Origin of the sequence: Candidatus Accumulibacter sp. ACC007 (assembly GCF_907163205.1) — a bacterium.
Classification (GTDB): Bacteria; Pseudomonadota; Gammaproteobacteria; order Burkholderiales; family Rhodocyclaceae; genus Accumulibacter; species Accumulibacter regalis.
This window is the reverse complement of the sequence record NZ_CAJQUD010000006.1, coordinates 39,529-52,191: the sequence shown is the minus strand read 5'-3', so window position 1 is coordinate 52,191 and position 12,663 is coordinate 39,529. Positions and strand designations below refer to the sequence as shown.

Annotated in this window: 13 protein-coding genes; 9 read left to right on the top strand and 4 right to left on the bottom strand. The window is 65.6% G+C overall.

From position 1 onward, the window contains the following. Positions 1-20: 20 nt before the first annotated feature. Complete coding sequence (locus QZ634_RS14080) at positions 21-509, bottom strand: Spy/CpxP family protein refolding chaperone (protein WP_291989363.1); 489 nt, start codon at positions 507-509, stop codon at positions 21-23. Positions 510-631: 122 nt separating this feature from the next. Then, positions 632-1,144, bottom strand: a complete 513-nt coding sequence (locus QZ634_RS14075; protein ID WP_291989361.1) for a Spy/CpxP family protein refolding chaperone — start codon at positions 1,142-1,144, stop codon at positions 632-634. Between the two features lie 234 nt (positions 1,145-1,378). On the opposite strand from QZ634_RS14075, the gene QZ634_RS14070 reads away from it, so the two are divergent. Both QZ634_RS14070 and QZ634_RS14065 read left to right on the top strand, forming a co-directional pair. Continuing rightward, positions 1,379-2,068 (top strand): response regulator transcription factor, encoded by a 690-nt coding sequence (locus tag QZ634_RS14070; protein WP_291989359.1) that lies wholly within the window; start codon positions 1,379-1,381, stop codon positions 2,066-2,068. Between the two features lie 2 nt (positions 2,069-2,070). Further along, positions 2,071-3,474: an ATP-binding protein gene (locus QZ634_RS14065; protein ID WP_291989357.1), complete on the top strand. Its 1,404-nt coding sequence runs from the start codon at positions 2,071-2,073 to the stop codon at positions 3,472-3,474. Between the two features lie 71 nt (positions 3,475-3,545). On the opposite strand, the gene QZ634_RS14060 is transcribed toward QZ634_RS14065, so the two are convergent. Then, positions 3,546-4,133 (bottom strand): Fe-Mn family superoxide dismutase, encoded by a 588-nt coding sequence (locus tag QZ634_RS14060; protein WP_291989355.1) that lies wholly within the window; start codon positions 4,131-4,133, stop codon positions 3,546-3,548. 149 nt (positions 4,134-4,282) lie between these two features. Further along, positions 4,283-5,704 carry an exodeoxyribonuclease VII large subunit gene (gene xseA / locus QZ634_RS14055; protein WP_291989353.1) on the bottom strand — a complete coding sequence of 474 codons (1,422 nt, stop codon included), beginning with the start codon at positions 5,702-5,704 and terminating at the stop codon, positions 4,283-4,285. A 367-nt stretch (positions 5,705-6,071) separates the two neighbouring features. Between xseA and QZ634_RS14050 the strand changes: the two genes are divergently transcribed. From QZ634_RS14050 to QZ634_RS14020, 7 genes are all read left to right on the top strand, one after another. Beyond that, complete coding sequence (locus QZ634_RS14050; protein WP_291989351.1) at positions 6,072-6,680, top strand: MotA/TolQ/ExbB proton channel family protein; 609 nt, start codon at positions 6,072-6,074, stop codon at positions 6,678-6,680. A gap of 9 nt (positions 6,681-6,689) precedes the next feature. Beyond that, positions 6,690-7,106, top strand: a complete 417-nt coding sequence (locus QZ634_RS14045; protein WP_291989349.1) for a biopolymer transporter ExbD — start codon at positions 6,690-6,692, stop codon at positions 7,104-7,106. Beyond that, positions 7,106-8,164 carry a tetraacyldisaccharide 4'-kinase gene (lpxK, locus tag QZ634_RS14040; protein WP_291989347.1) on the top strand — a complete coding sequence of 353 codons (1,059 nt, stop codon included), beginning with the start codon at positions 7,106-7,108 and terminating at the stop codon, positions 8,162-8,164. Before QZ634_RS14045 ends, lpxK begins: the two co-directional genes overlap by 1 nt. Next, a complete protein-coding gene (locus tag QZ634_RS14035; protein WP_043570348.1) occupies positions 8,145-8,321 on the top strand; it encodes a Trm112 family protein in 177 nt (58 codons plus the stop codon). The genes lpxK and QZ634_RS14035 overlap by 20 nt, the downstream gene beginning before the upstream one ends. A gap of 18 nt (positions 8,322-8,339) precedes the next feature. Beyond that, the gene (gene kdsB / locus QZ634_RS14030; RefSeq protein WP_291989344.1) at positions 8,340-9,128 is read left to right on the top strand and encodes a 3-deoxy-manno-octulosonate cytidylyltransferase; all 789 of its coding nucleotides are present in this window, start codon (positions 8,340-8,342) and stop codon (positions 9,126-9,128) included. A 115-nt stretch (positions 9,129-9,243) separates the two neighbouring features. Continuing rightward, positions 9,244-9,897, top strand: a complete 654-nt coding sequence (gene adk / locus QZ634_RS14025) for an adenylate kinase (protein ID WP_291989342.1) — start codon at positions 9,244-9,246, stop codon at positions 9,895-9,897. Positions 9,898-10,208: 311 nt separating this feature from the next. Next, positions 10,209-12,641: a sodium-translocating pyrophosphatase gene (locus tag QZ634_RS14020; protein WP_291989340.1), complete on the top strand. Its 2,433-nt coding sequence runs from the start codon at positions 10,209-10,211 to the stop codon at positions 12,639-12,641. Positions 12,642-12,663 lie beyond the last annotated feature (22 nt).

Genomic DNA, 12,663 nt, shown 5'->3' with positions numbered 1-12,663 from the left:
CGCTCCGCCCACGGCGCTGCTCAGCCGCCAGACTGGCGGACGCGCTGTTCAAGCCTGCGCTGCATCATTCGCTGGCTCTGTGCCACGAACTCCTTGCGCTGCTCTGGGGTGAGCATGTCCATCATCTGGTGGTGCTGGCGGGCACGAATCTGTTCCAGTTCTGCCGTCACCTGCGCGCCCTCCTCGGTCAGTTTCTTGACCTGGAGTTCGTCGTACTGGCCTTTCATCTGCATTTCGTCAAGCTGCATGCGGGTGTCGCGGACGTGCTTGAACTTCTCGTCCATCAGGTCGGCGTCCTGTTTGCGCAGATCGGCGATGCGCGCCTGCTGCTCGGCGGTCAGCTTCAGTCCCTTCATCAGCGGCGGCACGCCGTCGCGATGACCTTGCGCCGCCTGCGGCCCGAGGCAGTCATAGGCCGCGCCTGGCGGTCCTGCTGCGACGGTCAGTGGCGTAGCCAGGGAAATCCCGGTAGCAAGCAAGATGGCGAGGGTGCGACGGGGTGTGGTCATTATTTACTCCGCTAAGGTGGAATCGATCGAGGGACGGCGTTGGCGGCTTCGTCGGTCGTCTGCAGCCTTCGCCAGGCGCTCATGCTACCCGCCTGGCGAAGGCTGCCAGTCCTGACGTCCGGTCAAGCGGCGGGCCCTGGTCGCTCGCCACGCTTCTTCTCCCAGCGCTTCATCATCGCATCGCGCTGGGCTGCGAGCTTCTCGCGCTGCTCGGGGGTGAGCACCGCCATGATCTGGTGGTGCTGACGGGCCCGCAGCTGGGCCATTTCGGCCATTGCCTGGGCGCCCTGCTCGGTAAGCGCCTTGACTTTCGCTTCGTCGTATTCGCCCTTCTTCGCCATTTCGTGCAGCTGCGCACGGCTGTCGCGCATGCTCTGGTACTTTTCGCCGATCAGCGCGCTGTCCTGCTTGCGTAGCTCGCTGATCGTGGTTTGCTGTTCGGGGGTCAGCTTAAGGTTCTTCATCATCGGTGGCACGCCGTCGCGCTGGCCGCCGCGCATCTCTGACCAGCCTTTGCCACAGCCGCCTTCCATTCCGCCGCCCATCATCGGGCCGGCATTGGCGGCCAGCGGGACGGCCAGGGCGATGCTGCTGGTGGCCAGGAAAACGGCAAGAGTGCGTTTGAATGTATTCATGTTTGGCTCCTTGATAAAGGGGGGTTCCAGTCGGGCATCGGTTGCCTCGACCGTTGGCTGAACTTTCGCGCAGCGGGCGGTAAAGCGCGGTTAATCGTCTGTAAAGCCATGTAAATGGGCGCCGAGCGGCAGCAGGCGATGGGCAGCGGGCGTTAAAGCCGGTAAAGAGCCGTAAAGAAGCGTGACCAGGCCTTGCCGGCGCTTATCATCAGTGCTGTGGAGAGGATGGGCACGATGACTCGAGTACTGCTGGTCGATGACGATGTCGAACTCGCCTCGATGCTGCGCGAGTACCTCGAACAGGAGGGATTCGAAGCCGAGGCGGTGCATGATGGCGAAAGCGGTGTGCGCGAAGCACTCAGCGGGCGCTACGCCATCGCCGTGCTCGACGTGATGATGCCGCGGCTCAACGGCGTCGAGGTCCTGCGCCGCATCCGCGCCGCCAGCCGCCTGCCGGTGTTGATGCTCACCGCCAGGGGTGATGACATCGACCGCATCATCGGGCTCGAACTCGGCGCCGACGACTACGTGCCGAAGCCGTGTTCGCCACGCGAGCTGGTCGCCCGGCTGCGGGCGATCCTGCGCCGGGTCGCCGACAACAGCGCCGAGAGCACGTCCGACGGGCCGATCGTCGTCGGTCCCCTGCGCATGTGGCCCGAGCGGCGAAGCGCGCAATGGCAGCAGCAGCCGCTCGAATTGACGAGCACCGAATACAGCATTCTCGAAGTCATGGCCCGCCACGCTGGCCGCGTGGTGAGCAAGAGCGACCTCTCGGAGCTGGCGATGGGGCGCCCGCTGGCGCGCTTCGACCGGAGTATCGACGTGCATGTGAGCAGCATTCGCCAGAAGCTCGGCGCCCGGCCCGACGGCGACTCGTGGATCCAGACCGTTCGCGGCCAGGGTTATCAGTTCGTCAAGGCCTGAACGTGGGACGGCTCTTCTGGAAATCCTTCTTTGCCTTCTGGCTGGCGCTGTTGCTCGCCGGTGTCGGCGTCGGCAGCGTCGTCTGGCTGCACCGTCAGGCCGAGGCCGAATTCGAATCGCTGCCGGCCCTGCCGGGTGGCCCGCGGGCGGCGGTGATGCTCGATGCGGCGGAGGTTTTCCTGCGCCGCGGCGGCCCACAGATGATGCGCGAAGTGTTGCGCGAATGGGCCGAAGCTCCGGGCAAGGCGCAGCTTTTCGTGATCGACGAAGGCGGTCGCGACCTCTTCGGTCGCGAGCTTCCCGGCGACCTGAGCGCCGCGCTGGCTTCGGGTGACTTCCGGCGTGGACCGATGTCCGGTGCGCGGCGCGTACACGCGCACGACGGACAGACCTACACCTTGGTCGCCCGTTACGAGCGCCCGGGTGGGCGTGGTCACCTGCTGCGCAGCGAACGGCCGTCGCCGGCGCTGCCGATCATTGCCGGTCTGCTCGCCAGCCTCGCCTTCAGCGCCGCGCTGGCGTGGTACGTGGCCAAGCCGATTCGCAGCCTGCGCGGCGCTTTTCGCGCCGTTTCCGACGGGCATCTGGAGACGCGCGTGCAGCCTTCGATGGGCAGCCGGCGCGACGAGCTGGCCGATCTCGGGCGCGACTTCGACCGCATGGCGCAGCGCCTGCAGGCGCAGATCCATAGCCAACAGCGTCTTCTGCACGATGTTTCGCACGAGCTGCGCTCGCCGCTGGCGCGCCTGCACGCAGCCATCGGGCTGGCCCGGCAGAGCCCGGAGAAACTCGAAATGACGCTCGAGCGCATCGAACGCGAGTCGGTTCGCCTTGACGAACTGGTCGGCGAGCTGCTCACCCTGTCGCGTCTCGAAGCCGGCACGCCGGGCGCGCCACCGGTGACCATCGAGCTCATGGAAATGGTCGCCAGCATCGCCGACGACGCCGGTTTCGAGGCCGAAGCGAGTGGTCGCCGCGTGCATTTCAGCGGTGCCGGCGAAGTGACCGCGAGCGTGCAGGGTGAGCTGCTCTATCGCGCTGTCGAGAACGTCGTTCGCAACGCCGCCAAATACACCGCCGCGGGGACCACCGTCGAAGTGACGGCGCGCCGCCTGGTCGACGGTGGGGTAGCAGGGGAAGGCAGGACTTCCGGGGTTTCGGGCGCCTGCCAAGCGTCAGGCGTGTTCGAAATCGTCGTTGCCGATCGCGGCCCCGGCGTGCCGGAAGCCGACCTCGAGGCAATTTTTGAACCGTTCTACCGTGCCGACAACAACGCGGGCACGATCGGCTACGGACTCGGACTGGCGATCGCCCGGCGGGCGCTGCTTTCGCACGGCGGCCAGGTACGGGCACGCAACAGGCCGGATGGCGGCCTCGAAGTGACGCTCAGTTTGCCGCTCGGCTAAGCAACGCTGCGCACCCTTTTCAAAATGAAAAACGGGGGCCTGGGCCCCCGTCCTGCGTCGCTTGCTGCCGCTTAGCCGGCGAAATTCTTCTCGGCGAAGGTCCAGTTGGCGAGTTGGGCGAGGAAGGTCTCGACGAACTTGGGACGCATGTTGCGGTAGTCGACGTAGTAGGCATGCTCCCAGACATCGATGCACAGGAGCGCCGTGTCGCCGGTGGTCAGCGGCGTGCCGGCCGCGCCCATGTTGACGATATCCACCGAGCCGTCGGCTTTCTTGACCAGCCAGGTCCAGCCCGAGCCGAAGTTGCCGACCGCGGAAGCCTGGAAAGCCTTGCCGAACTCGGCGAATGAGCCCCACTTGGCGTCGATCGCCGCGGCCAGCGCGCCGCCGGGTGCGCCGCCGCCAGCGGGCTTCAGGCAGTTCCAGAAGAAAGTGTGGTTCCAGACCTGCGCCGAGTTGTTGTAGATGCCGCCGGCGGGCGCTTTCTTGACGATTGCCTCGAGGTCAAGAGCTTCGTATTCGCTGCCCTTGATCAGGTTGTTGAGGTTGGTGACGTAGGCCTGATGGTGCTTGCCGTGGTGGTATTCGAGGGTTTCCTGCGACATGTGCGGCGCCAGAGCGTCGATGGCGAAGGGAAGCTGCGGTAGCTGATGTTCCATTGTTGTTCTCCGTGAAGGTTGTTATGGGGTGAAATGGAGCGCAGTCAAGCGATGCGGTGAACGCGTCCTGCTCGTTCGCGTATTCATGGCTTTTACGGATTTCATGGATCCGCGAGTTCCTGGCTTCCTGGCTTCCTGGCCCCGGAATTCTATTCGCGGCCCGCGGTACTGGCAATGGCGCCTGGTGGAAAGAGCGGTCGATCGGGCCCTCCATGATCTTCGAAAAGCGCAGTCACCTCGGCCTCGAGGCGCCCACGGTGCAACAAGACAGCAATTCGCGCGCTTGGTTCCAGGCTGCGGGCGTCGCGGACGATCTCGCCCTGCCCGTTGGTGACGACACTGTAACCGCGCGCCAGGACAGCCTGCGGATTGAGGTGCGCGAGTCCGGCGGCCAGCCGGTCGAGGTCGGCGCGCCTGCCGTGCTGCACGTCGTGCCAGGCGCTGCGCAGTTGTGGTGCCAGTGCGGCGAGCCGGCCGGCGTGGCGTGCCGGGTCGGGGCGGTTGAGCAGCAGGCGGCGGCTGAGGCGGGTCAGTTCAGCGCGGGAATGCGCGCTGGCTTGCAGCAGCCCGGCGCCGAGCCGGCGCCGTAGATTGCGCAGCCGTTCGCCGTGCTGGGCCAGGTACTGCGCCGGATGTTGCAGGCGGCGGGCCAGCCAGTCCACCTGCTGGCCACGCTGGGCAAGAAGCTGCTCGATCTGCCGGCGCAGGGCGGCCTGTGAGCCAGCGAGACGAGCGAGCAGCGCCGCCTGCTCGGGGGCGGCGAGTTCGGCCGCCGCCGTGGGTGTCGGCGCACGCTGATCGGCGGCGAAGTCGGCGATGGTGAAATCGGTTTCGTGGCCGACTCCGCAGATCACCGGCAGCGGGCAGGCGCGGATCGCCCGCGCCACGCGCTCGTCATTGAACGCCCAGAGGTCTTCCATGCTGCCGCCGCCACGACAGACGATCAGCACTTCGCAGTCGCGGCGCTCGCCGGCGCGGCAAATGGCGTCGGCAATCTGCGCGCCGGCGCCGTCGCCCTGCACCGGCGTCGGGTAGACGACGATGCTCAGCTGCGGGGCGCGGCGGGTGAGCGTCGTCAGAACGTCGCGCAGTGCCGCCGCCTGCAGCGAGGTGACGACGCCGACGCAGCGCGGAAACGTCGGCAGGGCGCGTTTGCCGGCGCTGGCGAAGAGCCCTTCGCCGTCGAGCTTGTCCTTGAGGCGCAGGAACTCTTCGTAGAGGTGGCCGACGCCGCCGCGCCGCGCGGCTTCGACGTTGAGTTGGAAGTCGCCGCGCGCCTCGTAGAGAGTGACCAGCACCCGCGCCTCGATGTGCTGGCCGTTTTCCAGTCGCCAGCCGAGGAGCTGCGCGCGGCTGCGGAACATCACGCAGCGCACCTGTGCGGCGGCGTCCTTGAGCGAGAAGTAGACATGTCCGGAAGGCGCCCGGCTGAGGTTGGAGACCTCGCCGGCGACCCAGCACAGCGGAAAGGCGGACTCGAGTCGTTCGCGGGCGAGGCGATTGAGCACGGCCACCGGGATCACCGGAGCGCTTGCGGGAAAGGTGTTGCTGGCTGGGGCGGTCTCTGACATCCGCGGATTCTACATGGCTCGCCGCGCGCGCTGCCGGCGGCGGTGTTCTGGCTCACCCGTTTGGCGGCCGGCGGGCAGTCTGCGGCTGATGTGCAGGGCACTTTCCGTCGGCAAAGGCCCGGTGCCCCCGCCGGCTCGTTGCTCGCTGGGCAGGCACGGCAAAAAAACGCTTGCCCGTTCGCCACTTGCGCCGCTTGCCAACAGCCTGGCAGCACTCTTATCCACAGTTCCTGTGGATTCCCGGGCGGTCAGTGAATGCGTCCGGCCTCGCTGGCGCCGGTTCGCAGCGCCACGCATCGCATCGGCACTTGCCGCAAAGCCTGGCGCAGGCTAAAGTTCTCCCCTTGAAAATCACCTGGGGTGCACCGTGTTTGCCATCGTTCAGGCCGCTGGTTGGCCAATCTGGCCCTTGCTGCTGGCGTCGATCCTGGCCGTCGCGCTGATCATCGAGCGCCTGGTGGCGCTGCGGCGGGCCAAAGTCGTTCCGGCCGGCCTGTTGCAGCGGGTGGTCAGCGAATTCCGGGAGAGAGGTGCCACACAGGCGATGGTCGTCGATCTGGAGGCGCATTCGCCACTTGGTCGCGTGCTTGCCGCCGGTCTGCGCAACGAGGGTTGTTCGCGCGAAATCATGAAGGAGTCGATCGAGGAGGCCGGCACCGTCGTTTCGCACGAGCTCGAACGCTACCTGACGACGCTCGGCACCATTGCCTCGATCAGCCCCTTGATGGGTCTGTTCGGCACCATCGTCGGCATGATCGAGATCTTCGCCTCGCAGGCGCCCAGCGGCAGCAACCCGATGCAACTGGCGCACGGGATTTCGGTGGCCCTGTACAACACCGGCTTCGGCCTGGTGATCGCCATTCCGAGCATGATCTTCTGGCGCCACTTCCGTGCCCTGGTTTCCGGTTTCGTCATCGACATGCAGCAACAGGCGGTGCGCCTGGTCGAGGTTCTGCACGGCGAGCGCCGGTCCTAGGAGCCGACGATGAACTTTCGCCGCGGTCGCACGAGCGACGTGCCCGAGATCAACCTGATTCCCTTCATCGACGTGCTCCTGGTGATCATCATCTTCCTCATGCTCACCACCACCTACGCCAAGTTCTCGGGGCTGGAGATCAACCTGCCGACGGCCGACGCCAGCAAGCAGAACGAGCAGCCCAATGAAATCAGCGTGAGCGTGACCCCGTCCGGCCAGGTGCTGGTCAACAAGACGCCGCTCGCTGCCGTCAGCGTCGAGGCGATCAGCGACGCACTGCGCCGCGCTGCCGGCGAGGCCAAGGATCCGGTGATCGTCATCAACGCCGACGCCAAGGCAACGCATCAGAGCGTTGTCGACATCATGCAGGCGGCTCAGGCAGCCGGTTACCCGCGCATTTCCTTCGCCACGCAATCGCCCCGCTGATGGCCGCTGGCGGCATCGCAGGCAGCCTTTCGCGGCGCTGGTATGAGCGCCGTCTGACCCCTGCCCTGTGGCCGCTGCTGCCCCTCTCCTGGCTGTTCGGCGCACTTGCCGGGCTGCGACGCAGGTGGTTCCGCTGCGGTGTGCCGCTGGCACACCGCTTGCCGGTGCCGGTGATCGTCGTCGGCAATCTCACTGTTGGTGGCAGCGGCAAGACGCCGCTGGTGCTGTGGTTGGTCGAGCGTCTGCGCGAAGCCGGTTGGCGACCGGGCATCATCAGTCGCGGCCATGGTGGCAGCGGCGAGGGCGTGCGCGTGGTCGCCGCAGGCACGCCACCTTCCCTGGTTGGCGATGAGCCGCTGCTCCTCGCGCGGCGTAGCGGTGTGCCGGTCTTCGTCGGTCGCGACCGGGTGGCCGCCGGGAAAACCCTGCTCGTCGCCCATCCCGAATGCGATGTGATCGTCTCCGACGATGGCCTGCAGCACTATCGCCTGCAGCGTACACTGGAAATCGTGGTCTTTGACGGGCGCGGCGCCGGCAATCGCCGGCTGCTGCCTGCGGGCCCCCTGCGCGAGCCACTGCGGCGACTGACCGGGGTGGACGCAGTGGTCTGGAACGGCCGCCGCGAACCTGACGTGGCGGGTGCCGCCGGCGATTGTCCGCAGTTCGACATGCGCCTCGTGGGCCAGCGCTTCGTCGCCGCCGGTGAGTTCGCCCGTCGGCTCGCCGGTAGTTGCGACGCGGCTTCTCTGCGCGGTCGCAAGCTGTATGCGCTGGCCGGGATCGGCGATCCTGCTCGCTTCTTCGCGCAGCTGCAGGCGCTGGGGCTCGATTTCGAAGCCCACCCCTTTGCCGACCACCATGCCTATACTGCCGCCGACCTGGCCTTTGCTGGCGACGGCGTCCTGCTGATGACCGAAAAAGATGCGGTAAAATGTGCGCCGATTGTGACCGGCGAGGCTTGGGTGTTGCCGGTCGAAGCGGTCATCAGCGGCCCGCCGGGGGGGGCCGGTCTTTTCGAGACAATTCTGGAGAAACTCAATGGACGCACGACTGCTTGATATCCTCGTCTGCCCGATCTGCAAGGCCAACCTCGAATACCGCAAGGCGCAGTCGGAGCTGGTGTGCAAGCCTTGCAGGCTGGCTTTCCCGGTCCGCGACGGCATCCCGATCATGCTGCAGGATGAAGCCCGTCCGCTGACCACCGACGAAGCCTGAGTGCCGGGCGCCGCAAACATGCACGCGATGCCGTTCAAGGTGGTCATTCCGGCTCGTTATGCGTCGACCCGCTTGCCGGGCAAACCTCTGCTCGACCTGGCCGGCAAGCCGATGGTCGTGCGCGTCGCCGAGCGTGCCGTTTTGTCGGGTGCCGATGAAGTGCTGGTGGCCACCGACCATCCGCAAGTGCTGGCGGCGGTCGAGCGCCACGGCTTGCGGGCCATGTTGACCCGTGCCGATCACGTCAGCGGGACGGACCGCCTGGCCGAGGTGGTCGATGCTGCCGGCTGGAGTGACGACACCATGGTGGTCAACGTGCAAGGCGATGAACCACTGATCGACCCGGCGCTGATCGCCCGGACGGCAGCCCAGCTGGCGCAGAGTGGCGCCGACATCGCCACCGTGGCGCACCCCGTCGTAGACGCCGCCGATTTCTTCAGTCCGCATGTGGTCAAGGTGGTGCTGGCCGCCAGTGGCGACGCGCTGTATTTTTCGCGGGCGCCGATTCCCTATGCGCGCGACCACTTTGCCCGCGAGGCGGGCGGCGAAACGCTGCCCGCGCACATGCTCGCCTATCGCCACGTCGGGCTGTACGCCTATCGCGCGCGCTTCCTGCGCACCTATGCCGGCCTCGCGCCTTCGCCGCTGGAAGGCCTCGAAGCGCTCGAGCAGTTGCGTGCCCTGTGGCACGGCTTTCGCATCAGCGTGGCGATTTCCGACCAGCTGCCGGCTGCCGGTGTCGATACCCCCGCGGATGCGCAACGCGTTCAGGCATCGTTCAAAAAGTTTGACCGTCTGCCGGTTTGAGGGTAAGTTGCGGCGTGTTGATCACGACAACGTGCTGCCGGCGGCCCGTGGCTGGAGTGCAAGTGTCTGAACTTCTGAACAATTTGCTCGACTTGAAAATCAACGAAAGCGAACCATGAAACTCATTCTACTCGGTGCGCCAGGGGCTGGAAAAGGCACCCAGGCCCAGTTCATTTGCGAGCACTTCGGCATCCCGCAGATCTCCACCGGCGACATGCTGCGTGCTGCGGTGAAGGCCGGCACCCCTCTCGGAGTGGCCGCCAAAAAGGTGATGGATTCCGGGGGCCTGGTCTCCGACGAGATCATCATCGGCCTGGTCAGCGATCGCCTGCAACAGCCCGATTGCGCCGAGGGCTACCTCTTCGACGGTTTCCCGCGCACCTTGCCGCAAGCCGAGGCGATGAAGGCTGCCGGGGTGGCGCTCGACTACGTGCTCGAAATCGACGTCGCCGACGAGGAAATCATCGAACGGATGAGCGGCCGCCGCGTCCATCTCGCCTCCGGGCGTACCTATCATCTGCGCTTCAACCCGCCGCGCGTGGCCGGACAGGATGATGCGACGGGAGAAGAGCTGATTCAGCGCGCCGACGACCAGGAGGAAACGGTCCGCAAGCGCTTGCAGATTTATCATTCGCAGACCAAGCCCTTGCTCGAGTACTACCGAGCATGGGCGGCCACTGGTGACCCCAGGGCGCCGAAGTGCCCGCGAATTGCCGGTGTCGGCAGCGTCGAGGAGATCAAGAGAGCCGCGTTCGATGCGCTTCAATAGCCCTCGCCGTCGATGACGGTGGATCGCAAGGAGGTCTCTTCTGCGCAGCTCGCGAGTGCCAGTGCCGTCGCTTCCCGATTGCGGGCATGGGGCTACCGCGGTCTCACCAGCGCCGCTGCTGCGGCGTTTGTTGCGTCTGCGGAGCGGCCAAGACTCTGTTCTCCGCCACTCCGGCTTGAACCGTTCGCAGCGAGCGAGCGATCAAGCGGTGTTTAGCATCGGTTTTTTGTTGTTCAAGTCGCTTATGGGGTAAATTTCAGCCACGGGGAGTTCCCCTGGGAGCTGGGAAACTTTAGAGAGGGAGGTTGTATATGGGTTATCTGGTGTTCGCGCTGATATGTGCGCTCATTGCAGTAGGTTACGGCGCTGCAATGACCAAATGGATTCTCGGCTTGCCAGCCGGCAATCCGAAAATGCAGGAGATTGCCAAAGCCATTCAGGAGGGCGCTTCTGCTTATCTCAACAAGCAGTACACCACCATCGGCGTCGTCGGTGCGGTCCTTTTCGTGGTCATCTGGCTGGCACTCGGCAAGCTCATGGCCATCGGCTTCCTGATCGGCGCCGTCCTCTCGGGGGCCACCGGCTTCATCGGCATGAACGTTTCGGTGCGCGCCAACGTGCGCACCGCCGAAGCGGCGCGCAACGGCATTGCCCCGGCGCTGGACGTCGCCTTCAAGGGGGGTGCCATCACCGGCATGCTCGTCGTCGGTCTCGGTCTGCTCGGTGTCGCCGGCTACTACGCCGTCCTCAGAGACCCGAGCGGCGACCTGCATCACGCGGTTGAACCGCTGATTGGCCTGGCCTTCGGCGGCTCGCTGATCTCGATCTTTGCCCGTCTGGGTGGCGGCATCTTCACCAAGGGAGCGGACGTCGGCGCCGACCTGGTCGGCAAGGTCGAGGCTGGAATTCCGGAAGACGACCCACGTAACCCGGCGGTCATCGCCGACAACGTCGGTGACAACGTCGGCGACTGTGCGGGCATGGCTGCCGACCTCTTCGAGACCTACGGGGTGACCGTGGTCGCGACCATGGTGCTTGGCGCAATGATGCTCAAGGGCGTCCCCGACGCCAACGACAACCTGATCATCTACCCGCTGGTCCTGGGGGGCGTTTCCATCATTGCCTCGATCGTTGGCTGCTTCTTCGTCAAAGCCAGTGATGGCGGCAAGATCATGAATGCGCTCTACCGCGGCCTGGCCGTGGCTGGCGCACTGGCTCTGGTCGCCTTCTACCCGGTGACCATCATGCTGCTCGGCGACGGAATAACGCTTGCGGACGGCAAGCTGATCAGCTCCGGGAGCATCTTCGGGGCGGCGACCATCGGCCTGATACTGACCGGCCTGCTGGTGTGGATCACCGAGTATTACACCGCGACCGAGTTCTCGCCGGTCAGGAGTGTTGCCCAGGCTTCGACCACCGGTCACGGCACGAACATCATCGCTGGCCTCGCCGTCTCGATGAAATCGTGTGCACTGCCGGTACTCTCCGTTTGCGCGGCGATCTACGTCACCCATGCGCTGGCCGGCCTTTACGGCATCGCCATCGCGGCGACCGCGATGCTCTCGATGTCCGGAATCATCGTTGCCCTCGACGCCTATGGGCCGATTACCGACAACGCGGGTGGTATCGCCGAAATGGCCGGTTTGCCGGCGTCGGTGCGCGATGTCACCGACCCGCTCGACGCGGTTGGCAATACCACCAAGGCGGTGACCAAAGGCTACGCCATCGGCTCCGCCGGTCTGGCCGCGCTGGTCCTGTTTGCCGACTACACGCACGCCCTCGAAGCCAACTTCGGCGGCAGCATGCGTTTCGATCTGTCGAATCACATGGTGATCATCGGCCTCTTCCTCGGCGGTCTGATTCCCTACCTCTTCGCTGCCATGGCGATGGAGGCCGTGGGTCGTGCTGCCGGTTCCGTGGTCGTCGAAGTGCGCCGGCAGTTCAAGGAAATCAAGGGCATCATGGAAGGCAAGGCGAAGCCGGATTACTCCCGCGCTGTCGGCATGCTGACCGCTGCAGCGATCCGCGAAATGATCATCCCCTCGCTGCTGCCGGTGCTGGTGCCGGTGGTCGTTGGCCTGCTGCTTGGCCCACAGGCGCTCGGCGGCCTGCTGATGGGAACGATTATCACCGGCCTCTTCGTCGCCATCTCGATGACCACCGGTGGTGGTGCCTGGGATAACGCCAAGAAGCACATCGAGGACGGTAACTTCGGCGGCAAGGGTTCGGAAGCACACAAGGCTTCGGTGACCGGAGATACCGTCGGCGATCCGTACAAGGATACGGCTGGTCCGGCGATCAACCCGCTGATCAAGATCATCAACATCGTTGCGCTGATGATCGTGCCCTTGATGGTTCCTGCTGCAGGCGCCAAGCCGATGCCGGCAGCGCAAGCTCCGGCTGCCGTTCCAGCTGCGGCGATGGCCGCCGCGCTGCCGATGGCCACGGTCTATTTCGAAGTCGGCTCGGCCGAACTTCCGGGTGATGTCGCGACGACGCTTGAAGGCATCGTCGTCTATGCCAAGGCCAATGCCGGCGCCAGGCTCGGTATTTCGGGCTTCCACGATGCCACTGGCAGTGCGGAAGCCAACGCCGAGGTTTCTAAGAACCGTGCCGTCGCTGTCGGTGAGGTGCTGAAAATGGTCGGAATCGCCGAAGAGCGTATCGAGCTGAAGAAGCCCGAGTTGACCACCGGCCCCGGCGACGGCGCCGAGGCGCGTCGCGTCGAGGTCAGGGTGATGTAGTCGCGCATGTGCAGCGGCGGCT